Origin of the sequence: Serratia sp. BNK-33-b (genome assembly GCF_048684565.1) — a bacterium.
GTDB lineage: Bacteria > Pseudomonadota > Gammaproteobacteria > Enterobacterales > Enterobacteriaceae > Serratia > Serratia marcescens.
This window is the reverse complement of sequence record NZ_JBLQTZ010000001.1, coordinates 2,799,093-2,824,188: the sequence shown is the minus strand read 5'-3', so window position 1 is coordinate 2,824,188 and position 25,096 is coordinate 2,799,093. Positions and strand designations below refer to the sequence as shown.

At 60.5% G+C, this 25,096-nt stretch carries 19 protein-coding genes; 9 read left to right on the top strand and 10 right to left on the bottom strand.

Annotation, left to right across the window (positions count from 1 at the left end):
• Positions 1-4 precede the first annotated feature (4 nt).
• Entirely contained in the window at positions 5-3,478 is a 3,474-nt protein-coding gene (gene mfd / locus ACMGGK_RS13435) for a transcription-repair coupling factor (protein ID WP_049300657.1), read from the bottom strand.
• 309 nt (positions 3,479-3,787) lie between these two features.
• Between mfd and lolC the strand changes: the two genes are divergently transcribed.
• The 5 genes from lolC (at position 3,788) to cobB (ending at position 8,833) form a co-directional block, all read left to right on the top strand.
• On the top strand, positions 3,788-4,990 hold the full coding sequence (gene lolC, locus ACMGGK_RS13430; RefSeq protein WP_004941116.1) for a lipoprotein-releasing ABC transporter permease subunit LolC: 1,203 nt from the start codon (positions 3,788-3,790) through the stop codon (positions 4,988-4,990).
• Positions 4,983-5,687, top strand: coding sequence for a lipoprotein-releasing ABC transporter ATP-binding protein LolD (gene lolD, locus ACMGGK_RS13425; RefSeq protein ID WP_004941120.1), 705 nt, complete (start codon positions 4,983-4,985; stop codon positions 5,685-5,687). Before lolC ends, lolD begins: the two co-directional genes overlap by 8 nt.
• Positions 5,687-6,934, top strand: a complete 1,248-nt coding sequence (lolE, locus tag ACMGGK_RS13420; protein WP_049300655.1) for a lipoprotein-releasing ABC transporter permease subunit LolE — start codon at positions 5,687-5,689, stop codon at positions 6,932-6,934. Before lolD ends, lolE begins: the two co-directional genes overlap by 1 nt.
• Before the next feature lie 53 nt (positions 6,935-6,987).
• A complete protein-coding gene (gene nagK, locus ACMGGK_RS13415) occupies positions 6,988-7,905 on the top strand; it encodes an N-acetylglucosamine kinase (protein ID WP_016928087.1) in 918 nt (305 codons plus the stop codon).
• Positions 7,906-7,996: 91 nt separating this feature from the next.
• Entirely contained in the window at positions 7,997-8,833 is an 837-nt protein-coding gene (gene cobB, locus ACMGGK_RS13410) for a Sir2 family NAD+-dependent deacetylase (protein ID WP_016928086.1), read from the top strand.
• A 48-nt stretch (positions 8,834-8,881) separates the two neighbouring features.
• Here cobB and potD read toward each other — a convergent pair whose 3' ends face one another.
• Complete coding sequence (gene potD, locus ACMGGK_RS13405) at positions 8,882-9,925, bottom strand: spermidine/putrescine ABC transporter substrate-binding protein PotD (protein ID WP_148874659.1); 1,044 nt, start codon at positions 9,923-9,925, stop codon at positions 8,882-8,884.
• A 236-nt stretch (positions 9,926-10,161) separates the two neighbouring features.
• Here potD and ACMGGK_RS13400 point away from each other — a divergent pair, with 236 nt between their 5' ends.
• On the top strand, positions 10,162-10,872 hold the full coding sequence (locus tag ACMGGK_RS13400) for a MurR/RpiR family transcriptional regulator (protein WP_016928084.1): 711 nt from the start codon (positions 10,162-10,164) through the stop codon (positions 10,870-10,872).
• A gap of 17 nt (positions 10,873-10,889) precedes the next feature.
• Here ACMGGK_RS13400 and ACMGGK_RS13395 read toward each other — a convergent pair whose 3' ends face one another.
• The 6 genes from ACMGGK_RS13395 to ACMGGK_RS13370 form a co-directional block, all read right to left on the bottom strand.
• The gene (locus ACMGGK_RS13395) at positions 10,890-12,275 is read right to left on the bottom strand and encodes a glycoside hydrolase (protein WP_016928083.1); all 1,386 of its coding nucleotides are present in this window, start codon (positions 12,273-12,275) and stop codon (positions 10,890-10,892) included.
• A 24-nt stretch (positions 12,276-12,299) separates the two neighbouring features.
• Positions 12,300-13,859, bottom strand: a complete 1,560-nt coding sequence (locus ACMGGK_RS13390) for a PTS transporter subunit EIIC (RefSeq protein WP_016928082.1) — start codon at positions 13,857-13,859, stop codon at positions 12,300-12,302.
• A 218-nt stretch (positions 13,860-14,077) separates the two neighbouring features.
• Positions 14,078-14,860: a spermidine/putrescine ABC transporter permease PotC gene (gene potC / locus ACMGGK_RS13385; protein WP_033640617.1), complete on the bottom strand. Its 783-nt coding sequence runs from the start codon at positions 14,858-14,860 to the stop codon at positions 14,078-14,080.
• Positions 14,857-15,717 (bottom strand): spermidine/putrescine ABC transporter permease PotB, encoded by an 861-nt coding sequence (gene potB / locus ACMGGK_RS13380; RefSeq protein ID WP_004941149.1) that lies wholly within the window; start codon positions 15,715-15,717, stop codon positions 14,857-14,859. Before potB ends, potC begins: the two co-directional genes overlap by 4 nt.
• Positions 15,701-16,816, bottom strand: a complete 1,116-nt coding sequence (potA, locus tag ACMGGK_RS13375) for a spermidine/putrescine ABC transporter ATP-binding protein PotA (RefSeq protein WP_016928080.1) — start codon at positions 16,814-16,816, stop codon at positions 15,701-15,703. The genes potB and potA overlap by 17 nt, the downstream gene beginning before the upstream one ends.
• An 8-nt stretch (positions 16,817-16,824) precedes the next feature.
• Positions 16,825-17,115 (bottom strand): hypothetical protein, encoded by a 291-nt coding sequence (locus ACMGGK_RS13370; protein WP_126502237.1) that lies wholly within the window; start codon positions 17,113-17,115, stop codon positions 16,825-16,827.
• 57 nt (positions 17,116-17,172) lie between these two features.
• On the opposite strand from ACMGGK_RS13370, the gene pepT reads away from it, so the two are divergent.
• The 3 genes from pepT to ACMGGK_RS13355 all read left to right on the top strand — a co-directional run bounded on the left by pepT (position 17,173) and on the right by ACMGGK_RS13355 (position 22,388).
• On the top strand, positions 17,173-18,402 hold the full coding sequence (pepT, locus tag ACMGGK_RS13365) for a peptidase T (protein ID WP_004941154.1): 1,230 nt from the start codon (positions 17,173-17,175) through the stop codon (positions 18,400-18,402).
• Between the two features lie 300 nt (positions 18,403-18,702).
• Positions 18,703-19,842: a tail fiber domain-containing protein gene (locus ACMGGK_RS13360; RefSeq protein ID WP_420276948.1), complete on the top strand. Its 1,140-nt coding sequence runs from the start codon at positions 18,703-18,705 to the stop codon at positions 19,840-19,842.
• A gap of 1,439 nt (positions 19,843-21,281) precedes the next feature.
• Positions 21,282-22,388 carry an Ldh family oxidoreductase gene (locus tag ACMGGK_RS13355; RefSeq protein ID WP_420277453.1) on the top strand — a complete coding sequence of 369 codons (1,107 nt, stop codon included), beginning with the start codon at positions 21,282-21,284 and terminating at the stop codon, positions 22,386-22,388.
• A 40-nt stretch (positions 22,389-22,428) separates the two neighbouring features.
• On the opposite strand, the gene ACMGGK_RS13350 is transcribed toward ACMGGK_RS13355, so the two are convergent.
• Positions 22,429-23,550, bottom strand: a complete 1,122-nt coding sequence (locus ACMGGK_RS13350; RefSeq protein ID WP_004941161.1) for a cupin domain-containing protein — start codon at positions 23,548-23,550, stop codon at positions 22,429-22,431.
• An 84-nt stretch (positions 23,551-23,634) separates the two neighbouring features.
• Positions 23,635-25,092, bottom strand: a complete 1,458-nt coding sequence (gene phoQ, locus ACMGGK_RS13345) for a two-component system sensor histidine kinase PhoQ (protein WP_028128045.1) — start codon at positions 25,090-25,092, stop codon at positions 23,635-23,637.
• Between the last annotated feature and the right edge of the window lie 4 nt (positions 25,093-25,096).

The following is a 25,096-nucleotide window of genomic DNA, read 5'->3' as shown; positions in this document are numbered from 1 at the left end:
TGGCTCAGGCCGCCAGCGTATGCTCGCGGAAGGCGTTCAGCAGCTCTTCGGTGAACGACAGGCGTTTTTGGCGATCGGCCAGATCGAGCGTGAACTTCAGCTTGCTCGGGCCGTCCAGGCGGTAAACCTGCGGATTGCCCTGCAACAGGCCGATCAGATAACCCGGATCGACGCGGTTGTTGTCGCCGAACTCGATAAAGCCGCCGCGCTCGTTGCTCTCGATGCGTTTGATCCCCAGTTTCTGCGCATGCAGGCGCAGCGCCGCGCACTGCAACAGATTGCGCGCCGCATCCGGCAGTTGACCGAAGCGGTCGATCAGCTCGACCTTCAGCTCGTCAAGCTCACCGTCGTTTTTCGCGCTGGCGATACGCTTATACAGGGACAGGCGGGTATTGACGTCGGGAATGAAATCTTCCGGCAGCAGCGCCGGCATGCGCAACTCTACCTCGGTCTGGCTGCTGGTGAGATCTTCCAGCGACGGTTCTCGGCCGTTTTTCAACGCGTCGACGGCGCTTTCCAGCAGCTCCATATAGAGCGAGAAGCCGACGGTGGTCATCTGGCCGCTCTGATCTTCTCCCAGCAGCTCACCGGCGCCGCGGATCTCCAGATCGTGGGTCGCCAGCGCGAAACCGGCGCCGAGATCTTCCAGCGACGCGATGGCCTCGAGCCGTTTATGAGCGTCGGTGCCCATGGCTTTCGGGTTTGGCGTCAGCAGATAGGCGTAAGCCTGGTGGTGCGAACGCCCGACGCGGCCGCGTAGTTGGTGCAGCTGCGCCAGGCCGAAGCGATCGGCCCGCTCGATGATGATGGTGTTGGCGCTGGGGATATCGATGCCGGTTTCGATGATAGTGGTGCACACCAGCACGTTGAAGCGCTGGTGGTGGAAATCGTTCATCACCCGCTCCAGATCGCGTTCGCGCATCTGGCCGTGGCCGATGGCGATGCGCGCTTCCGGCACCAGCTCAGCCAGGCGCTGCGCCGCTTTCTCGATGTTTTCCACGTCGTTGTAGAGGTAGTAAACCTGGCCACCGCGCAGCACTTCGCGCAGGATCGCCTCGCGCACCACCAGACTGTCGTATTCGCGCACGAAGGTCTTCACCGCCAGCCGGCGCGCCGGTGGGGTGGCGATGATCGACAGATCGCGCATGCCGCTCATCGCCATGTTCAGCGTACGCGGGATCGGCGTGGCGGTCAGCGTCAGGATATCGACGTCGGCGCGCATCGCTTTGATGCGTTCCTTGTGGCGCACGCCAAAGCGGTGCTCTTCATCGACGATCAGCAGCCCCAGGTCTTTCCAGCGCAGATCGCTCTGCAACAGCTTGTGGGTGCCGATAATGATGTCCACTTTGCCTTCGGCCGCGTCGTCCAGCACCTGCTGCTGCTCTTTGGCGCTGCGGAAACGCGACATCATCTCGATGCGGATCGGCCAGGTGGCGAAGCGATCGCGGAAGTTGTCGAAGTGCTGCTGCGCCAGCAGTGTCGTCGGCACCAGGACCGCCACCTGCTTGCCGTTTTCCACCGCCAGGAAGGCGGCGCGCATCGCCACTTCGGTTTTGCCGAAGCCGACGTCGCCGCACACCAGGCGGTCCATCGCCAGCGGCTGGCACATGTCGCTCAGCACCGCGTTGATCGCCTGTTCCTGATCCGGCGTGGTTTCGAACGGGAAGCTCTGGCAGAACAGCTGGTACTGCTCGCGGTTGTGTTTGAAGGCGAAACCGGCCTTGGCGGCGCGCTGGGCGTAGATATCCAGCAGCTCGGCCGCTACGTCGCGCACCCGCTCGGCCGCTTTCTGCCGCGCGCGCGTCCAGGCGTCGCCACCCAGTTTGTGCAGCGGAGCGTTTTCGTCCGCGCCGCCGGCGTAGCGGCTGATCAGATGCAGCGAGGACACCGGCACGTACAGCTTGTCCTCACCGGCGTAGGAGAGGATCAGGTATTCGGCCTTGATGCCGCCGGCTTCCAGCGTGGTCAGGCCGACGTAGCGGCCAACGCCGTGCTCCAGGTGCACCACCGGCTGGCCGGGATGCAGCTCCGCCAGGTTGCGGATCAGGGTATCGGTGTTAATGGTGCGCCGGTTGTCCTGCCGGCGGCGGCTGACGCGCTCGCCGAGCAGATCGCTTTCGCAGATCAGCGCCCGCTGGCGCAGGCCGTCGAGGAAGCCGTGTTCGGCGGCGCCGACCATCATGTAACGGCCTGTCGTCTCCGCCTGATCGAGACGCTGAATCAGCGCCGGCGCCAGCTTGATGCGGCCGAGCAGATCCTGCAGCGTTTCACGCCGCCCCTCGCTCTCGACGGAGAAAATCACGCTACCGTCGAAGCCTTCGATAAAGCGCCGCAAATTATCCAGTGGGGATTTATGCTGCGCCTGCACCGCCAGATCGGGCAGGGCATGGTAATCCAGATTGGTATTGCCGGCCTTGGCCGGCAGCTCATCGGTTTTCAGCGCGATGCGCGGCCAGGCCTTCAGCTCGCCGAACAGCGCATCAACGCGCAGCCACAGCGTATCCGGCGCCAGCAGCGGACGCATCGGATCGACGCGGCGGCTTTCGTAACGCTGGTTGACGTCCTGCCAGAAGCGCTCGGCGGCGCCCTCCAGATCGCCGGTATTGACGATCAGCGTATTGGCCGGCAGGTAGCTGAACAGCGACGGCAGCGGCTGGCTGAAGAACAGCGGCTGCCAGTATTCGATACCGGCGGGCCAGGCGCTTTTGCTGACCTGCTGATAGATGTGCTCGGCGTCGCGACGCACCTCAAACTGCTCGCGCCACTGGCTGCGGAACAGCTCGATGGCGTTCTTGTCGGTGGGGAACTCGTGGGCCGGCAACAGATTGATGGCCTCGACTTCGCTCAGCGTGCGCTGGGTATCGACGTCAAAGATGCGCAGACTGTCGATTTCGTCATCGAAAAAGTCGATGCGGTAAGGCTCGTCGCTACCCATCGGGTAAAGATCGAGCAGCGCGCCGCGGGTGGCGAATTCGCCATGCTCCATCACCTGATCGACGCTGCGGTAACCGGCCTGTTCCAACTGCGCGCGCAGCTTGTCGCGCGACAGGCGCTGGCCTTTCTTCATCACCAGCGCATGGCCGTGCAGGAATTCGTGCGGGCAGACGCGCTGCATCAGGGTGTTGACCGGCAGAATGATCACGCCGCGCGCCATGGTCGGCAGGTGATACAGGCTCGACAAACGATCCGAGATGATTTCCTGATGCGGCGAGAAGCTGTCGTACGGCAGGGTTTCCCAGTCGGACAGCGTGGTCACCATCTGATCGGTGAACTGCTGGATCTCGTCGCGCAGCCGCAGGGCGTTTTGCATATCCGGCGCGATCAGCATCACCGGGCCAGGGTGGCGCTCGACGATCTCGGCGCACTCCACGGCGCAGGCCGCGCCGGTCAGTTGCCCCAGCTGGCGCAGATCGCCCGCGCGATCGGGCAGAGAATAACGAGGGGATGAAGAACGGTTACGGCTATCGGAAGTGCTCATTCAGGTATCTTTAATCAATGTGTTAGAGGGCGTCCCGGCACGGATAACCCAGCGCTTTTATGCTGTTTATAGTAGCCCAGCGGCCGGCAAACTGACACAGCAAAAAGCGCTGCCCATCGCTTTTTTGCCGGTTATTTAACCGGTTAACGCCGTCGATTTTTTGCAGCGACGGGTAAATCTTGCGCTAATCTGCCGCCACCGCTCTCGTCTGCGCCACGCAATAAAAGGCCGTCGGGTGTTCCCTAAACGAGGGAGAGCCTTTATTATCCATGATCACTTTGCTTAAGCCACGGCTATCAAACGGATTTCATGTATCAACCTGTCGCGTTATTCATTGGCCTGCGCTACATGCGCGGGCGAGCCTCAGACCGCTTCGGGCGGTTTGTTTCCTGGCTTTCCACCATCGGCATTACGCTGGGGGTGATGGCGTTGGTCACCGTGCTGTCGGTGATGAACGGATTCGAAAAGGATCTGGAAAACAACATTCTCGGCCTGATGCCGCAGGCGTTGGTCACCAGTCCGCAAGGATCGGTCAACCCGCAGCAGCTGCCGGCCTCCGAGGTGCAGAAGCTGCAGGGCGTCACGCGCGTCGCGCCGCTGACCACCGGTGACGTGGTGCTGCAAAGCGCCCGCAGCGTGGCGGTCGGGGTGATGCTCGGCGTCAATCCCGACGAGGCCGATCCGCTGACCCCATATCTGGTCAACGTCAAGCAACAGCAGCTGCAGCCGGGCCAATACAACATCATCATCGGCGAACAGCTGGCGGGGCAACTGGGCGTCAAGCGCGGCGATTCGCTGCGCGTGATGGTGCCGAGCGCCAGCCAGTTCACGCCGATGGGCCGCATTCCCAGCCAGCGCCTGTTCACTCTCATCGGCACCTTCCACGCCAACAGCGAGGTGGACGGCTATCAGCTGCTGGTCAACCAACAGGACGCTTCGCGCCTGATGCGCTACCCGGCCGGCAACATCACCGGCTGGCGCCTGTTCCTGCAACAGCCGCTGACGGTCGATACCCTCAGCCAACAGGCGCTGCCGGCGGGCACTGTCTGGAAAGACTGGCGCGATCGCAAGGGCGAGCTGTTCCAGGCGGTGCGTATGGAGAAGAACATGATGGGGCTGCTGCTCAGCCTGATCGTGGCGGTGGCGGCGTTTAACATCATTACGTCGCTCGGCCTGCTGGTGATGGAGAAGCAGGGCGAGGTCGCCATTCTGCAGACCCAGGGGCTGACCCGCCGCCAGATTATGTCGGTGTTCATGGTGCAAGGCGCCAGCGCCGGCATTATCGGTTCGCTGCTCGGCACGCTGCTCGGCGTGCTGCTGGCCACCAACCTGAATAACCTGATGCCGATCCTCGGCGCCTTGATCGACGGCGCTTCGCTGCCGGTGGCGGTCGATCCGCTGCAGGTGACGATCATCGCCGTGGTGGCGATGGCGGTTTCCCTGTTGTCCACGCTTTATCCTTCATGGCGCGCTGCCGCCGTACAACCCGCTGAGGCTTTACGTTATGAGTAACCATCTTTTGCTGCAGTGTGACAACCTGTGCAAGACCTACCAGGAAGGCAATCTGCACACCGACGTGCTGCGCAATGTCAGCTTTGCCATGCAGCAGGGCGAGATGATGGCGATCGTCGGCAGCTCGGGTTCCGGCAAGAGCACCCTGTTGCACCTGCTGGGCGGGCTGGACTCGCCGACCTCCGGCGAGGTGATCTTCAAGGGCGAATCGCTGAACGCCATGTCTTCGGCGGCCAAGGCCGAGCTGCGCAACCGCCAGCTGGGTTTCATCTATCAGTTCCACCATCTGTTGCCGGACTTCACCGCGTTGGAAAACGCCGCCATGCCGCTCTTGATCGGCGGCGCCAAGCCGGCGCAGGCGCAGGAGAAAGCGCGGGAGATGCTGGCGGCGGTCGGGCTGGAAAAGCGCAGCAAACACCGCCCGTCCGAGCTTTCCGGCGGCGAGCGTCAGCGCGTGGCGATCGCGCGCGCGCTGGTCAACAACCCGGCGCTGGTGCTGGCGGACGAACCGACCGGCAACCTCGACAAGCGCACCGCGGACAGCATCTTCGATCTGCTCGGCGAGCTGAACGTGCGCCAGGGCACCGCTTTCCTGGTGGTAACGCACGATCTGCAGCTGGCCAAGCGCCTGAGCCGCCAGCTGGAAATGGCCGACGGCCACCTGCAGGCGCAGCTGACCCTGATGGGGGCCGAGTAATGGCGGGAGCCTCACTGTCCTTCCTGACGGCCCTGCGTTTTAGCCGCGGCCGTAAACGCGGCGGCATGGTGTCGCTGATCTCGGTCATCTCCACCATCGGCATCGCGCTGGGGGTGGCGGTGCTGATCGTCGGCCTGAGCGCGATGAACGGCTTTGAGCGCGAGCTCAAGAACCGCATTCTGGCGGTGGTGCCGCACGGCGAGCTCGAACCGGTCAATCAGCCGTTCAGCGGCTGGCCGTCGATTCTGCAGCGGGTGGAAAAGGTGCCGGGCATCTTGGCCGCCGCGCCGTACATTAACTTTACCGGCCTGATGGAAAACGGCGCGCAGCTGCGCGCGGTGGAAGTCAAAGGCGTGGATCCGCAGCAGGAGAGCCGACTGAGCGCGCTGCCGCAGTATGTGCAGGGCGACGCCTGGGCCAACTTCAAGCCCGGCGAGCAGCAGGTGATCCTCGGCAAGGGCGTGGCCGACGCGCTGGGCGTCAAGCAGGGCGCCTATGTCACGGTGATGATCCCCAACAGCGACCCGGAAATGAAGCTGCTGCAGCCGAAGCGCATTCGCCTGCACGTGACCGGCATTTTGCAGCTCAGCGGCCAGCTCGATCACAGCCTGGCGCTGGTGCCGCTGGCCGATGCGCAGCAGTATCTCGACATGGGTGACAGCGTCACGGGCATCGCGCTCAAGATGAACGACGTGTTCGCCGCCAACAAGCTGGTGCGCGACGCCGGCGAAGTGACCAACGCTTACATCTACATCAAGAGCTGGATCGGCAAGTACGGCTACATGTACCGCGACATCCAGATGATCCGCGCCATCATGTACCTGGCGATGGTGCTGGTGATCGGCGTGGCCTGCTTCAACATCGTCTCCACGTTGGTGATGGCGGTGAAAGACAAAAGCGCCGACATCGCGGTGCTGCGTACCCTGGGCGCCAAAGACGGCTTTATCCGCGCCATCTTCATCTGGTACGGGCTGCTGGCCGGGCTGCTGGGCAGCCTGAGCGGCGTGGTGATCGGGGTAATCGCCTCGCTGCAGCTGACCAACATCATCCGGGGCGTCGAGAAACTGGTCGGTCACTCCTTCCTGTCGGGCGATATTTACTTCATCGACTTCCTGCCTTCCGAGCTGCACTGGCTGGATGTGCTGATCGTGCTGGCGACTGCCATCGTGCTGAGCCTGTTGGCCAGTTGGTATCCGGCGAGGCGCGCCAGCCGCATCGATCCGGCGCGGGTGCTGAGCGGACAATAAAACCGACGGGGAGGCAGCGATGCCGCCCCGTTTTTTTAGCCTGGGGATGGGTTATGTACTACGGTTTCGATATGGGCGGCACCAAGATTGAGCTGGGGGTGTTCGACGACAACCTGCAGCGCATTTGGCAAAAGCGGGTGCCGACGCCGCGTGAAGATTACCGGCAGCTGCTGGCCACGTTGTGCGATCTGACCCTTGAGGCGGATGCGTTTTGCGGCCGGCGCGGCAGCGTCGGCATCGGTATTCCGGGCCTGCCCAACGACGATGACGGCACGTTGTTTACCGCCAACGTGCCAGCGGCGATGGGGCGGCCGCTGCCGCGCGATCTGGCGGCGCTGATCGGGCGCGAGGTGCGCGTCGATAACGACGCCAACTGCTTTGCGCTGTCGGAAGCCTGGGACGACGAGTTCCGCCGCTACCCGACGGTGCTGGGTATCATTCTCGGCACCGGCGTGGGCGGCGGCCTGATCGTCGGCGGCAAGACGGTGCCCGGGCGCAACTATATCGCCGGCGAGTTCGGCCATTTGCGCCTGCCGGTGGACGCGCTCGAGGTGCTGGGGCGTGATGTGCCTCGCGTTGCCTGCGGGTGCGGCCATCAGGGTTGCATTGAAAATTACATATCGGGCCGCGGTTTCGAATGGATGTACGCCCATTTCTATGACCGGCGCTTGCCTGCCACCGAGATCATTGCGCATTATCAGGCGGGCGAGCCGCAGGCGGTGGCTCACGTCGACCGCTTTATGGACGTGCTGGCGATCTGCCTGGGCAACCTGCTGACGGTGCTGGATCCGCACCTGGTGGTGATCGGCGGCGGGCTGTCGAACTTCGACGCCATTTACCAGGCGTTGCCGCAGCGGCTGCCGGCGCACCTGCTGCGGGTGGCCCGGCTGCCGCGCATCGAGAAGGCGCGCTATGGCGACGCCGGCGGCGTGCGCGGCGCGGCGTTCCTCAATTTGGCTCGCCCAACGTAATGGGCGTTGAGGCAAGGCGTGAATGTATGCAGCCAACAACGCCGCAATGTCCAGTAAGAAGGGTAAACAGGGAAAAGTAAGGAGAGAGTTAATGCACACCCGCCATCGGCTGTGTCAGTTTCGCAAGAGTAAGCATGTGCTGCATCAGCGCTTTCGTTCACGCATTTTTCACCGTGACACCATGGCGGCGGCCGAGCTGAAAAAGCCGTTTGTGGTGGTGTTGACCGGGGCCGGCATTTCGGCCGAGTCGGGCATTCGCACCTTCCGCGCCGCGGATGGGCTGTGGGAAGAGCACCGGGTGGAGGACGTCGCCACGCCGGAAGGTTTCCAGCGCGATCCGGCGCTGGTGCAGGCGTTTTACAACGAACGCCGGCGTCAGCTGCAGACGGAGGAGATCGTCCCGAACGCCGCGCACCGCGCGCTGGCGGATCTGGAAGAGTGGCTGGGGGACAACTTCCTGCTGGTCACGCAAAACATTGATAACCTGCATGAGCGCGCCGGCAGCAAGCGGGTGCTGCACATGCACGGCGAACTGCTGAAGGTGCGTTGCACCCAGTCGGGGCAGGTGTTCGAATGGCCCGGCGATCTCAGCGTTGACGATCGTTGCCATTGCTGCCAGTTCCCGGCGCCGCTGCGGCCGCACGTGGTGTGGTTCGGTGAGATGCCGCTGGGCATGGACGACATCTACCAGGCGCTGAGCAAGGCCGATTTCTTCGTCGCCATCGGCACCTCCGGCCATGTCTACCCGGCGGCCGGCTTCGTGCATGAGGCGCGGCTGGGCGGCGCTTACGCCATGGAGCTGAACCTGGAGCCGAGCCAGGTAGAGAGCCAGTTCGATGAGAAACACTACGGTCTGGCCAGCGAAGTGGTGCCGCGTTTTGTGCACAAGTTCCTGGTGGGCAAGGTGGCGCGGGCCGACAGGCCCTGAGAAAGGCATCAGGGCGCACTGCGCGCCCTGATGGGATGGCGGGGCGTATTAGCGCCCGGCTTTCAGCTTTTGGAAGTAGCTTTCGTACAGCGTGCTGGCGTCGCCGACGTCGTTTTGCCACTCGCCGTGTTCAATCACCGCCTTATCCGGATAGAGTGACGGGTCGTTGGCGATCTCCGGCGACAGCAGCTTCTTCGCCGCCAGGTTCGGCGTCGGGTAACCGATGGTTTCCGCCACCTGCACCGCGATTTCCGGCCGCAACAGGAAGTCTATCAGCTTTAGCGCCCCTTCGACGTTGCGCGCGTTGGCCGGAATGGCCAGGCTGTCCATCCAGAAGATCCCGCCTTCCTTCGGCCAGACGATCTCCAGCGGCGTGCCGGCCTGGCGCGCCACAAAGGCCGAACCGTTCCACACCATGCCAACGTTGACTTCCCCTTCCATAAACGGGTTGCCCGGGTTGTCGGAGTTGAAGGCCAGCACGTTCGGCATCAATTTCTGCAGTTCGTGGTAGGCGGCTTCGATCTCTTTCGGGTCAGTGGTGTTGCCGGAATAACCCAGCTTGAGCAGCGCCATCTGGAACACTTCGCGCGCGTCGTCGGTCAGCAGCAGGCGGCCTTTGTACTGCGGTTGCCACAGATCGGCCCAGGAGGTGACGGTGGACGGATCCTGCGCGTCGCTGTTGACGCCGATGGCGGTAGCGCCCCAGATGTAAGGAATGGAGTAGTCGTTGTTGGGATCGAACGGCTTGTTCAGCAGGGTGGGATCGAGATCCTTGAAGTGGCTGAGCTTGCTCTTGTCGATTTTTTGCAGCATGCCTTCCTTGCTCATCTTGGCGATGAAGTAGGTGGAAGGCACCACCAGATCGTACGCGCCGTCCTTGTAGGTCTTCAGCTTGGCGTACATGCTTTCGTTGGATTCATAGGTGGAATAGATCACCTTGATGCCGGTTTCTTTGGTGAACTGCTCCAGCAGCCCCGGCGGGACGTATTCAGTCCAGTTATAGAAATACAGCGTTTTGCCGTCAGAGGCGTTTGCAGAGCAGAAACTCAGCGCCATCATCCCGGCTGCGAGCAGATGTGACCACTTTTTCATGCAGCGTATCCTTCAGCAGTAGTGAGCCGAACCCGTATGGGCTGCCGTTTTCGGCCGCGCCATACCCCAGAAAGGGGCCATTATAGGGGCCGGGGCGGGGTGGGTAAAGGCGGTTATCCCGCTGGCAAATCAAGGGGTTCGGCGGCTTAAAGCGCATCACAATTTGTGTGTCTCGCGCTGGACAGGCGGTGAAGCGCGTGCGAAACAATAATTTTGGCGAATAAACGAGGGCGGCAATGAATTTCAAACAGGTCTTCAGCCAGGCGGAGCTTAGCAAGACGGATCTGACGATTTTGCACTGCATTCTCGACAACCCGGACGCCTGCATCGACGACGGCATCCGCGCGGTGTCCGCGCGCTGCTACAGTTCCCCCTCGACGCTGGTGCGGCTGGCTAAAAAGCTGGGCTTTCGCGGCTATCTCGAACTGGTCTATTTCATCAAATTCAACCTGACGATGGCGCCGGCCTACCAGGCGGAACGCCCTACGTCGGCGGCACCGCCGGCCCAGCAGGCGCAGTTTCTCGATCTGCTCGACAGCGGCAAGATCCTGATCCACGGCAGCGGTTTTTCGCAGCTGGTGGCGCAGTATATGTACAACAAGTTTATGACGCTGGGCGTAGACAGTTACCTGTCGCTGTGGCCGGATTTCGATATTCTTGACCGTGAGACGCGCTTTCGCTTCGACATGGTGATCGTGATTTCAAAGTCGGGCAACAGCGGCTCGGCGCTGAGCTGGGGCGAGGCGGTGAAGCGTAACCGCATTCTGCTGGCGGCCTTCTGCGGCGACGGCGACAGCCCGCTGGCGCAGCAGGCCGACATGACCTTTCTGTTTGAGGACCGGCAAAAATACGATCACGATATCTACTATCCCAACCCGTTTTTCGGTCACTGTCTGTTGGGATTCGAGAATGTGATCACCGCCTGGTTTGAACGACGCGGCCGCTGACGGCCGCGCCGCGCCATTTAGCGCCAGTGCCCGGCATACTGACGGTGAGCCTGCAGGTACTCCTCCACCAGCGTTTTCGCCAGCGAGTAGGAGTTCACCAGCGGGTGCACCATCAGCGCCTTGATGGCCAGCTGGCGATTGCCGGTCAGGATCGCCGCCACCGCCAGCCGTTCGTACTCTTTCACCTGCGAAATCAGGTTTTTCTGGGTGTCGGGAATATCGCGCATTTTGACCGGCTGAATGCCGGCGCTGCTCAATTCGCAGCTGATTTCGATCACGTCTTCCGGGTGCAGAAAATCGAGCGTGTCGCGGTTTTGCATCGATACCACCACGCGTTTTTGCCGGCCGCTGTTGACCGCCTCCAGAATGTCGATCGCCACCCCGGCATAGCCGCCGCTGTCCGGCTGTTCGATAAACTGTTGCAGCGTCAGCATCTCACGCGTTTTCACCTTGCCCTGGTTGGACTCGCGCTGCATGTAGGAGTTTTCGCGCTGCAGGTAATGGCAGAAATAGACAGAGAAGGCGTGTTCCAACTGACGGGGGATGTCCAGCTCGCCTAACTCTGACAGCATTTGGTGGTTGATCGCCGCGATTTGTTCGCCGCGGGTCTCGCCGCCCGCGACGATGGCGGCGATCGCCTGCTCACGGTAGTAGTAATAGTAGAGATACTCGTTGAGCATCAAATTGTCCGACAGCGCCACCAGCTCCGGCGAGAAGTACTTCATGCAGGTGTCGCGATACAGGCGCGGATCCGCCAGCAACCGATCCGTGACCGGTTCGCCGTTGACGCGCGCATTGCGGAACCAGGAAAGATGGTTGAGGCCGAAACAGTCGACGCTCAGTTGGTCTTCGCGGCAGTCCAGCAGCTCGGCCAGTTCGCGGATAAACTCGCTGGGGGCGTCGCAGATGCCGTAGACCCGGCGCTGGAAGCCGGATTTGATGATCGCCTCGGTCACCATGCCGGAAGGATTGGTGAAGTTGAACAGGACCGCGTCCGGCGAGGAAAGCTGCTCGATCAGGCGGCAATAGTCGAGGATCGCCGGAATCGAACGCATCGCCATGGCGAAGCCGCCGGCACCGGTGGTTTCTTGCCCGAGCAACTGGTGATTGAGCGCGATGCGCTCGTCATGGATGCGGCCTTCCTCGCCGCCGATGCGCAGGGTGGTGATGATGTAGTCGGCGCCTTGCAGCGCCTGGTGCGGATCGCTGCTGAGACTGAAAGCAATGTCGCCGCGAATGCGCTGGAATACGCCCTGCGCGAGGGCGCCGTAGATCGCCAGATGGCGCTCATCGGTATCCATAAACACCACTTCGGTAATGCCGATGCGATGGGCGTTATAGGCGATGGACTTGGCGAGGAACGGGGAACGCACGCCGCCGCCGCCGAGAACGGTTAATTTCATTCGATATCTCCCATTAATAAAGCGTTAGAGTGCCGCTAAATATTTCTCTACCTGATTTTTGACCTTGCCGACCGTGACGCCGTAAATCACCTGTACTTCACGGCGATTCTTTACCACGCCTTTGGCGCCGGTGCTTTTCAACGCGGCCTCATCCACCCGCGCCATATCCTTTAATTCCACCCGCAGCCGGGTAAAGCAGTTATCGACGGAAATAATGTTTTCCTTGCCGCCCAGCGCGCGAATAATGATGCCGCTCGGCTCGTCCGGGGTATTTTTGCGGTTCCGGTAATCCTGTTTGGAATAGAGTTTGACGTCCTGATCATCTTCACGGCCCGGCGTCTTCAGATTGAGCTTCAGCACCAGCGTTTTGAACACCAGGTAATACACCGCAAACTGCACCAGGCCGATGACCACATACAGCGGCCAGCGGGTGAGGGAAACCGGCAGCGGCAGGTTGTAGGCCAGGAACTCGACCAGCCCGCTGGCCCCCCAGGGGCGCACCTGCAACAGGTTGCAGGCCACCTGCGACAACGCGGTCAACACGGCGTGGATCACCCACAGCAGCGGAGAGATAAACAGGAAGGTGAACTCTATCGGCTCGGTGATGCCGACCAGGATCGAGGTGGTGATGGCGGGGATTAGAATCGCCTTGGCCAGCATTTTCTTTTCCGGCTTGGCGGTGTGATAGAAAGCCAATGCCGCGCCCGACAGGCCGAAGATGGTCACCATCCCTTGCTGCGAGAAGCGCAGCGCCTCGTTCATCAGCGGCGAGATGCTCGGGTCGCGCATGTAGGCCAGGAAAATCGCCTGCGAACCGGAGACGGTCTGGCCGTCCTGCACGATCGAACCGCCGATGCTGGTGAGCTGGAACGGCGACCAGATAAAGTGGTGCAGCCCGGTGGGGATCAGGAATTTCTCAAAGAAGCCGTAGACGAATACCCCGAGCGAGCCGGCGCTTTTCATAAAGCCGGTCAGCGCGATCAGGCCCTGTGAAATCGCCGGCCATAGGTAGCTGAAGGCGACGGCGTACAGCATGATGATCGGCGTCATGGCAATCAGCACCAGCTTGGCGCCGCCGTAGACCGAGAACACGCCGTTGAGTTCGACGTTGCACAGGCGGTTATGCACCCAGGCGATGGTGACGCCGAGGATAAGACCGAGGAAAATGCCCATATCCACCACGGTAAAACCCAGTAACTCCGTCTGCCCGGTGCCATAATACTCACCGTTGATCTTGGCCGCGACGTGGCCGCTGAATTGCAGATAAGAAGAATTGGCGCCGAGGAACATGATAAAGCACATCACCGCGACCAGCGCCGCTTCGCTTTTCTTGTCTTTGGCCAGGCCGTAGGTAATACCGATACAGAAAATCAGCCCGAGATTGCCGAATAACGGCCAGAAGGTATCGCCGATCATTTTACCGATAGAGAAGATGGCGGAATGTTCATTGATTAATGTGGCATTGGTAAGAATAGAACTGAGCGCCAGAATCAGACCGATTACCGGCAGGAAAAATATCGGCCCCATCATGGCTTTGGAGAAAAGCTGCAGCTTATTTAAGATATTATCGATAATACCTTTCATGGCAGTTCCTTTTTATATTTTAATGGATGACGACGTTGCTGAATAAACTCCCTGGAAGCGAGAAAAAATAAGGCACCTTGCCTGGATTCAGTTATAGGGGGAAGTTTTCGCCGCTGCAATCGGCGGGGCGGAAATAGGCACCGATGGTCAGAGAGTGACAACCGGTGCCGGTTGTGAAGGGGATCACAACCGGGCGCTGCGGCGCCCGGCGGGAAGGATTATTCTGCCTTGGGCGCGCGATCGCGCATCACCCACTGGCTGGCGATCACCAGCACCAACGACAGCAGCAGCAAAATGGTGGCCAGCGCATTGACCTCCGGCGAGACGCCGACTTTCACCATCGAGTAGATCTTCAGCGGCAAAATCTCGTAGCTCGGCCCGGTGACGAAGGAGGAGACGACCACGTCGTCCATCGACAGGGTGAAGCTCAGCAGCCAACCGGCCGCCACCGCCGGCATCGCCAGCGGCAGGATGATTTTGCGCAGGATGGTGAACTCGCTTGCGCCGAGATCGCGCGCGGCTTCCAGCATCTTCACGTCGAAGCCTTTCAGGCGCGCGTAGACGGTCACCACCACGAACGGCAGGCAGAAGGTGATGTGCGAGAACAGCAGCGACCAGAAGCCGAGCGAAATGCCCAGCAGCATGAACAGCACCAGCAGCGAGATGGCCATCACGATGTCCGGCGACATCATCACCACAAACAGCATGCCGCCGACGAACGGTTTGCCGCGGAAGCGGTAGCGGTACAGCGCCACCGCGGTCAGCGAGCCGATCAGCGTGGCGAAGGTGGCGGAGAGCACCGCCATGGTCAGCGAGTGGCCCGCCGCCTGCAACAGGCTGTCGTTGTTGAGCAGCGTGCTGTACCACTTGGCGGTAAACCCTTGCCAGTTGATGCCGAAGCGCGAGGCGTTGAAGGAGTTGACGATCAGGATGACGATCGGGATATACAGATAGGCGTATACCAGCGTCATAAAGCCGCCGCGCAGCAGACGTCCGATCATGCCAGATCCTCCTTCTTGTTCAGCAGGCGTGCGGCCCGGTAATAGACCAGCAGCAACAGCCCCATCACCAGCGTCAGGCAGATGCTGGTGGCCGCGCCGAACGGCCAGTCGCGGATATTGAGGAACTGGCTTTTAATCACGTTGCCGATCAGCAGGTTTTTGGCGCCGCCCATCAGATCGGCGACGAAGAACAGCCCCATCGCCGGCAGCACCACCAGCAGGCAGCCGGCGATAATGCCCGGCATGGTCAGCGGCACGATGATGCGGATAAAGGTCTGCAGCTTGCTGGCGCCGAGATCGCGCGCCGCCTCCAGGCAGGATTTATCGAGCTTTTCGATGCTGGAGTAGAGCGGCATCACCATAAACGGCAGCAGGATATACACCAGGCCGAGGACGACCGCTTCCGAGGTGTACATGATGCGCAGCGGCTTGTCGATGACGCCGATCCACAGCAGCGCGTCGTTGAGATAGCCGCGGGTGCTGAGAAACAGCTTCAGGCCGTAGATGCGGATCAGCGAGTTGGTCCAGAAGGGCACGATCAGCAGAAACAGCAGCAGCGGCCGCACCTTCTGCGGCAAGCGCGCCAGAATAAAGGCGAACGGATAGCCGATCGCCAGGCAGCACAGGGTGGCGATCAGCGCCATGTTCAGCGAGTGCAGCAGCACCTGGGCATACAGCGGATCGAACAAACGCCGGTAGTTATCCAGCGTGAACACCATCTGCACCAGGTTGGCGTCGTCGCGGGTCAGGAAGCTGGCACCGATGATCATCAGGTTCGGCATGAACACGAACAGCAGCAGCCAGGCGACGACGCCGACGATCACCACATTCTGAAAGACTTTACGCGATTTCTTCATCGGCCAGCACCACCTCCCAGCTTTCGACCCAGGTCACCGCCATCTTCTGATTGAGCGAGTGATCGACGTCCGGATCGTCTTCGTTGAAGAACTCGCTGACCATCACCGTTTTGCCATTCTCCAGCTCGACCACCGACTCCAGCGTCATGCCTTTGTAGTTGCGCTCGCGAACGTACCCGATCAACCCGTCGTGCTGCGCGCTGTCGTTCACTTCTTCCACCCGCAGATCTTCCGGGCGCAGCAGCACCTTCAGCTTTTGGCCCGGCTCCACCGGCAGATCGGCGTAGATGTCGCACTCGCGGCCCTCGACGTTGGCGCGCACCCGCTGCGGATCGAGACGTTGCAAAACCACCGCGTCGAAGATGTTGATCTCGCCGATGAAGCTGGCGACGAACAGGTTCTTCGGCTCTTCGTAGATCTCACGCGGCGTGCCGTCCTGCTCGATGCGGCCTTCGCGCATCACCACGATGCGATCCGACATGGTCAGCGCTTCTTCCTGATCGTGGGTGACGAACACGAAGGTGATGCCCAGTTTGCGCTGCAGCGCTTTCAGTTCGTTCTGCATCTGCTTGCGCAGCTTGTAGTCCAGCGCCGACAGCGATTCGTCCAGCAGCAGCACCTTCGGTTTGTTGACCACCGCGCGGGCGATGGCCACGCGCTGCTGTTGGCCGCCGGAGAGCTGCCCCGGCCGCCGCTTGGCGAACGCATCCAGTTGCACCATGCGCAGCGCCTCTTCCACGCGCGGCGTCAGTTCCGCCGCCGGCACCTTTTGCATGCGCAGGCCGAAGGCGACGTTGTCGAACACCGACATGTGCGGAAACAGGGCGTAGCTTTGAAACACGGTGTTGACGTGGCGATGTTCGGCCGGAATGGCGGTGATGTCCTGGCCGTCGAGCACGATGCGGCCCAAATCGGCGTCTTCCAGACCGGCGATCAGGCGCAGCACCGTGGTTTTGCCACAACCGGAGGGGCCGAGAATGGTGAGGAATTCGCCGTGGTTAATCGTCAGATCCAGATCGGCAATGATGGTTTTGCCATCGAACGCTTTGCTCAGGGCATGCAGTTCAACAAGGGGAGTCGGAGAGGATGTCTCAGTCATTTATCGTATTACTCTATCCCGTGGGCTAATGCAGATAGAACCGCAACTGGAAAAGACTGCCGGAGCTTGCGGGAATGCCCGCGATTCAAAAGAAGCTCAAACCAGTTACGCCAATGGAAATTTTTCGAGCGCGCATGATAGACGCTGAATGCCGGAATTGAAAGCCGATCCGGCCCAGATGCCGCGTTTTTCATCATGATAGCGACAAATGACCCTGTGATGACAGCATTATTCCCCTCAGAAATCATCACAAAGATTAATGATATTGGCGAATTCTGGTTAAAAATGACCTGACGCAATATTTGATCCTGATCGGTTCCGCATAATGAAACGCGATATTCTGAGGGGCCGCTACCATGGACAAATTACTTGACCGCTTTTTCAACTACGTCTCTTTCGACACCCAGTCCAAAGCGAACGTAAAGCATGTGCCGAGCACCGACGGGCAGTTGAAGCTGGCGCGTGCGTTGCAGCAGGAAATGATCGCGCTCGGCTTCGAGCGGGTGTCGCTCAGCGAACACGGCTGCGTGATGGGCACCTGGCCGGGTAACGTCGCCTGGCCGGTGCCGGCGGTCGGTTTCATCGCCCATCTGGATACTTCGCCGGATTTCAGCGGTAAACACGTCAATCCGCAGATCGTCGAGAACTATCGCGGCGGCGACATTGCGCTCGGCATCGGTGATGAAGTGCTGTCGCCGGTGATGTTCCCGATCCTGCACCAGATGCTGGGGCAGACGCTGATCACCACCGACGGCAAAACGCTGCTGGGCGCCGACGACAAGGCGGGCATCGCCGAGATCCTCACCGCCATGGTGCGCCTGCGCGCGCGCAAGATCCCGCACGGCGACATCCGCGTGGCCTTCACTCCGGACGAGGAGGTGGGCAAGGGGGCGCAGCTGTTCGACGTGGCGGCCTTCAATGCCGAATGGGCCTACACGGTGGACGGCGGCGGCGTCGGCGAGCTGGAGTGCGAAAACTTCAACGCCGCCTCGGTGACGATCAAAATCCTCGGCAACAGCGTGCACCCCGGCAGCGCCAAGGGGGTGATGGTCAACGCGCTGTCGCTGGCCACCCGCATTCATCAGGCGCTGCCGGCAGACGAAGCGCCGGAGACCACCGAAGGCTACCAGGGCTTTTATCACCTCAGCAGCATCAAGGGCAGCGTAGAGCGCGCCGAAATGCACTATATCCTGCGCGACTTCGAGCGTGAGGGGTTTGAGGCGCGCAAACGCAAAATGGTGGACATCGCCCGTGAGGTTGGCAAAGGCTTGCCGCGCGATTGCTATATCGAAGTGAGCATCGAAGACAGTTATTACAACATGCGCGAACAGGTGGCGGAGCACCCGCACGTGATTGCGCTGGCGCAGCAGGCGATGCGCGACTGCGACATCGAACCGGTGATGAAGCCGATCCGCGGCGGCACCGACGGCGCGCAGCTGTCGTTCCGCGGCCTGCCGTGCCCGAACCTGTTCACCGGCGGCTACAACTACCACGGCAAGCACGAATTCGTGACGCTGGAGGGCATGGAGCAAGCGGTGGCTGTGATCATGCGCATCGCGGCGCTGGCCGCCGAGCGGGCGCGGTAAACACCTTCGTTCCCCGGCCGGCTTGCGTCGGCCCGCATTCCCTTTTCTGATCCGCCCGGCGGGGCTCCGTGCACTCGCCGTTCTCTTATCGTTCCCTGCCTCATTGTTGTCCCCTTCACCATACAACCCGTGGTGAGGGGATCCCGTTATCCTCAGAGATAGAGTGCTGGTTATGCACACAGGTTTGCTGTGTGCTTAACCGGTTTTACAGCTTCGGTGCGGTGAGCCCAGTGGCCAGGGGATGCTGGGGGAATGAGCGCTGTTAACCGCCATCAAACAGGACGTAAGAGGGTAACAATCATGGCAGAAGAAAAGAAAAATGCTCAGGTGATTAACGGCGTTAACGACGATATTGCCGAACTGAAATCGCTGTCTACGCTGCGCCAGCGCGTGGTCAGCGACGGTGAAATCGTCTCCAAATCGGCCAACGGTTTTCGGCTGGCAAATGGCAATACCGGCGTGATGCTGCGTAATGATGGACGCGATTTTTATGCGCTGACGACGCCGGGTGGCCAAGCGCTTAACGGACAGTGGAACACTCTGCGCCCGTTCTCGTTCAATTTGGCGTCTGGCCGGGTTGCGATGCAAAACGGCGTGGACATTTCCGGCGGGGCGATGGTCTCGCATGACGCGGGTATCTCCACCTCGACCACCGGCCCGATCCCGCTTATCAATGGACAAATCTATAACTCCGCACCTTTAAAAAGTGATTTCACTAGCGGTAGTGTCACCACAACCATCATGTTGGGATCCCGCGTCATTCCGGGGAAGGATAACTTCGGGTTAATTTCTTACCGCGACTGGCAGGGGAATTGGAACGAACTTCAGGTCAGAACTAACGCGGAACTTTCCGTCGGGCAATTGACCAAACGCAATTCTGACGGCTGGTTTTTTGCCAGCCCTCCTCAGAATGCAGATAGCAATAAAGAATCCCTTACCAAGGGATTGTACTTGCAAGCCCCGAATAACAAGCATGCCAATATTTATCACCATGACCATGTGAAATACAACGAACTCGTTATCAACGTGGGCAATGGCGGTCGGAATAGTTGGTTCGTTTTCAAAGAAGATGGCTATGCCGTTACCGGCGGTGGCTGGAACAGCAGCTCCGACGTCCGCATGAAAACGGACATCACCCAAATTGCTGGCGCATTGGACAAGTTGGCCAATATCGGCGGCTACACCTACCTCAAACAGGGCGTGCCGGAAGCCGGGGTGATCGCTCAGGAAGTGGAGAGCGTATTGCCGCAGTCGGTAACCCAAACCGAATTGAAGCTCAACGACGGCAGCGTGCTGAAGGATGCCCGGGGCATCAATATCAACGGCGTGGTGGCGCTGCTGGTTGAGGCACTTAAGGAAGAGCGCTCACTTCGAGATGCCGAGCGTGAAGCATTTGAAGCTCGATTGGTTGCTTTGGAAAAAGCGATTGCGAACGCCTGATTAATAAAATTTTTGTAGGTTGCGCAGAGTATTAATCGACGGTGTTGCTGGTAATAAGCACTTAAGAATTTACTCTGCTGCCGAATAACGAAATAAAGGACTGACACATGAGTGGCGGAGATGGAAAAGACAGCCGTGGCCCAACTGGCGGTGTTAAAGGTGGGGCTTCAGATCAGGGACCAAATGTAGGGCACGGTGGATCTATGGATATAAATATTCCTGGCATGGGGGATGTGCATATCGATGGAGTACACGGTTTAAATCCCGGTCAAGATAACAGTACCAACTGGGATGGAGGTAATGGGAACGGTAACGGTGGCAGGGACAGCAGCAGCAGTGGAGATTCCCAAGGAGCGGCAATACGGCGACAGGTTAACGCTATCAAAAATGACCCTAAAGTTAGTAATATCCTGAAGGAGTTACAAAAAAAAGTACGTGCGGTTACACCTTATGCAAAGGTAGCTTTGAAAAGTGTTGGGGCTGACGGAAAAATACAGGTGCAGGTTGGTGAAATTCGTACAACCGATGAAGCCGCCGTCAGCAAGGCTATTACCTCTGTCTCACAAGTTAAAAATGTACTTGGCGTGGGGTTGCCTGCTCAAGGCGGGATCGTGTTCGCCGGTAATATCGAAACCAATCACAGAATCGGTAATTATCAGAACGTACCCAACGGGAACAATAACGGCAACAATTCTGCCGCAGAGGATAAGGCGTCATTAGCCACCTATTCCGAGGCGCTTAATGGAACAATCCCACCGGGTTTCTGGCTTGAAAATAATAGGGTGATGACAGAAATTACGGAGCAGTATGAGATCAGCGGAGGTGGCAAAGGGAGCGATCGTACAGGGTATCGGCAACGCAATGTCGAAGTACCTTCTTTGACCTCGGCCTATCAACAATTTAAACAGGTAGAACGAGAAGTGGCCGAAGAGGCCCGTAAAGCTGAGGAGGCCCGAAAGGCGGAAGAGACCCGCAGAGTCGAAGAGGCTCGTAAGGCTGAAGAGGCTCGCAAAGCCGAGGAAGCCCGTAAGGCTGAAGAGGCTCGCAAAGCAGAAGAAGCTCGCAAGGCTGAAGAGGCCCACAAGGCGGAAGTCGCCAGAAAAGCGTTGTTCGCTAAAGCGGGTATTATGGACGCTCCAGCGTATACGCCGGAAAAGCTAAAAGCGGCCAATGCGGCGTTGTCCGCCGCAGGCGCCATGGTGCTTAACCGTGCGCCTGCGATGCTGCAGACGTCGATGGTCGGGCAAGGTGTGATGACGACCACGAGCGAACTGGCCGGCTGGGCAGCGAGCGCGTCGTGGCGGGCGGCCTACGAAGTCGGCAGTATACGCGCCGGCACCGCGGTCGCCGCCGGATCGGTGCTGGGGGCTTTTGCCCTCGGCTTTTACCCGACGGAGGTCGGTGCAGGGAGCGACCAGGTGCCCGGACGGGATGTCAATCTGTTTGCCCTTCAGGCGAGCCTGGCGGCGGGCAGGGAGACCATTCAGCCCGGCATGACCTCGGTCGATTTGCCGGTGCGCGGGTTTATCACCACCGACGACGACGGGAGACAGAGCGTCAACTTTGTCAGGACGGGGGTTGGCGGCGTATCGCCGAGTGTGCCGGTATTCAGACCCGTTCGCGATGAGCTGACGGGGCTGGACAAAATCACGCTGCCCGCAATGGCGGGGGTACCGGCGAGGACGATACTGATCAACCCGGTGCCGACCGGGCCGGCCGCGCCGGCGCATACCGGCAACGGCTCACAGGGGCCTAAATCGCCAGTGCATACCGGCACCGGCATTAGGCAGCCGGACAGCATCGTGGTCACCACCTTCCCGGCGGATGTGGTGCAGGATCTGCAAGACTTTATCCTGTGGCAGCCGGATGCGCTGGAAACCGGAGTTGAAGCTGTCTATGTGATGGTGAGCAAGCCCTATGGTGAAACCAACGCCAGGGGCAAATACAGCGGTCGTGAATACAACACCAATAAAGCTGGAGGCCCCATCCAGAATCTGGATTGGAAAGGGGCCAGCATCGACCGTGCCGGCGTGGATAAGGTGAAGCTGCATACTGGGCGTTTTGCAGAGTCAGACGCTAACAAAGTGATGATCGGCCGCCTGGAAAAGATCCTGAAGGGAGAACTGTACCCCTCCGATATGTTGCCGTTCGGCTTGCACAAAGGCTATGCGCTGGCGGCGATGTGCGAGATCCTCGGCGGCGCGCTCTCCGGCGGCCGCACCACCCACGACGCCACGCTGAAAGCCGACAGCGACGCCATCTTCAACTGCATGACGACCCTGATCCTCGATCCTCAGGCCTTCGACGCCCCGCAAATGCAGGCCGAGGCCGAAGCGTTCATCGGCTGGGTGAAGGCGTCGCCGCCGAGCGGTGAACAGCCGATCGCGGTGCCGGGCGAATGGGAGGAGGCCAACCGCGCGGCGCGGCTGGAGCAGGGCATACCGATAGACGCTAATACCTGGCGGCAGATTTGCGCGGCGGCGGAGCAGGCGGGCATGGCGGATGAAGCGCTGGCCGGCTTTCGCGCGCAGGCGCGGCAGGCATAAAAAAGCCACCCGGCAGGGTGGCTTGTGCGCGTGACGGCAATCAGTCGTTAAAGTACCAATAGCCGCTGTTGACCAGCGCGGTCAGCAGCGCCAGGAATGACGGATCGTCCACCGCGTCGCCGAGCAGGGCGGCGTCGACGCTGAAGTGCTGGCACAGGGCGTCTGCGGCCTGCAGCTGGTCGGTGTCGATCAACTCGCCGTTGACGAAGCAGCGATCGCCGACGCGCAGCACGCGCAACCCGCCCAGGCGCTGCAGCGCTTCACCCTGTTGCAGCAGTTCGTAGATTTCCCCGGCCTGATACGGTGGCTCCGGCGGCGCCAGATCCAGCTCGTGGCGCGACTGGGAGATAAACTCGCCGAACCAGTGCTGGAAGTGCTCCGGCTGTTGCACCAGATCCAGCATCATCTGCCGCAAGGCGTCCACTTCCTGCGGCAGGATCTCCGCCGGGTGTTCGCGCAGTTTAACGTCCGGATCGCCGTAGCGTTTGCTGCCGAGCTCGCGCGCCAGCACGTAGTCGGCGAAGCCGCTCACCAGCTCGCGGCCGTTCGGCGCGCGGAAGCCCACCGAGTAATTGAGCGCGTTTTCCAGCGCGTAGCCTTCATGCGGGAAGCCCGGCGGAATGTAGAGAATGTCGCCCGGTTCCATCTCTTCGTCGATGATGGCGTCGAACGGCTCGACCTGCAGCAGATCCGGGTGCGGGCAGTGCTGTTTCAGCGGCGTTTTTTCCCCGACGCGCCAGCGGCGGCGGCCGGTGCCCTGAATGATGAACACGTCGTACTGATCGAGGTGCGGGCCGACGCCGCCGCCCGGCACTGAGAAGGAGATCATCAGGTCATCCATCCGCCAGTCCGGCAGTTGGCGGAACGGGCGCATCAGCGCCGCCGAAGGCTCATGCCAGTGATCCACCGCCTGCACCAGCAGCGACCAGTTGTTTTCGCTCAGGTGGTCGAAGCTCTCGAAGGGGCCGTGCGCAACCTGCCAACGGCCGTCCTGGTGGCTGACCAGGCGGCTGTCCACTTCGTTTTCCATCGCCAACCCGGCCAGCTCATCCGGGGAGATCGGATCGATAAAGTTTTTGAAGCCGCGCTTCAGAATCACCGGACGCTTTTGCCAATAACGTTGCAAAAAATCGTTCCAGTCCAGATCTAATTGATAATCCATGTTCTATTCCAGGATAGGGGAGTGAGCCTGAGTGCGATTATAACGGAAGTTTGGCCCCGTGGATCGGGGCCGCAGCGGCATAATTTATTCGTTGTGGTGGGTATCGTGCTGGCGGGCGAAAGTGACCTGCATGCGCGCGCCGCCGAGCGGGCTGTCGCTGATGACGATTTCGCCGTCGTATTGCTCGATGATCTCCGCCGCTACCGACAGGCCAAGGCCCTGGCCGGGGCGCAGGGTGTCCACCCGCTGGCCGCGCTGGAAGATCAGCTGGCGCTTGCTTTCCGGGATGCCCGGGCCGTCGTCGTCGATGACGAGGATGAGATTTTTCTCTGAGTGCAGCGAGGTGATCTCAACGAACTCCAGGCAGTATTTGCAGGCGTTTTCCAACACGTTGCCCATCACTTCCATAAAGTCGTTCTTCTCGCCCATAAAGGTCACTTCCGGCGAGATGTCCAGCGTGATCACCACCCCTTTGCGCTGGTAAACCTTGTTCAGCGCCACCACCAGGCTGTCGAGCAGCGCCGGCACCGAGTGGATCTCGCGCGTCAACACCGTTTGGCCGGAGTTGATGCTGGCCCGGTGCAGGTAGTAACCGATCTGCTGCGAGATGCGCCCGATCTGATCCAGCATGATCGGCTCGGCTTCTTCGATGGTGGTCTGCTTGCCGCTGCGCAGCGAGCGCAGGGTGCTTTGCAGCACCGCCAGCGGCGTTTTCAGGCTGTGGGTCAGATCCGACAGGGTGGTGCGATATTTGGTGTAGCGCTGGCGCTCGTTACGCACCAGAATGTTCAGATTGCGCACCAGCCCGCGCAGCTCGCTGGGCGGGTTCTCATCCAGCTGATCGCGCTCGCCGTTCTCCAGTTCGCCCACCTGATTGACCAGCGCCTTGATCGGCCGCAGGCTCCAGTAGGCCGCCAGCCACAGCAGCGGCACCACCAGCAGCAGGTTGGCCAACAGCACGTAGCTGAACCACTCCCACACCACGTCGGATCGCTGCAGCTCCTGCGGAATGCTGTCAACCACCACGATGGTCAGCGCCGGCAGGCGAGGCGTGGCGGCATAGGTGTTGACCGCCACAGAGTGGGTCAGCGCGTTCTGATCGGTATCGTCGTAATTCTTCAGCTGATCCTGCGCTTTGGGGTTGTCCCCCAGCACTTCGCTACTGACGCGGGTGTCGGTGTCGATTTCGTAGAAGCCGGACTCCTCCAGCCATTCCTTGTTGATCAGCTTCTCGAGCTCCGGCACCTTGCGCTGGCTCCACAGCAGGTTGCCTTTATCGTCGTAGATAAAGACCAGCGTCGGGAAGTTGAGATCGAGATCGGGGGGAATGGCGATGGTGAGTTTGTTGTCTTTCCACTGAGCCAGGCTGAAGAACAGGTTGCTCTCGCCGCGCAGCAGACGGAAGGCGGTTTTGTCGAAGCTGACGATATAGCCGACGACCGCCACCAAACCGTAAGAGAGCGACAGCGCCAGGATCACCCCGGCGGTCGCCATCAGGAAGCGGGCACGCAGCGAAAACGGTTTTTTATTCTTGTTGAACATCATG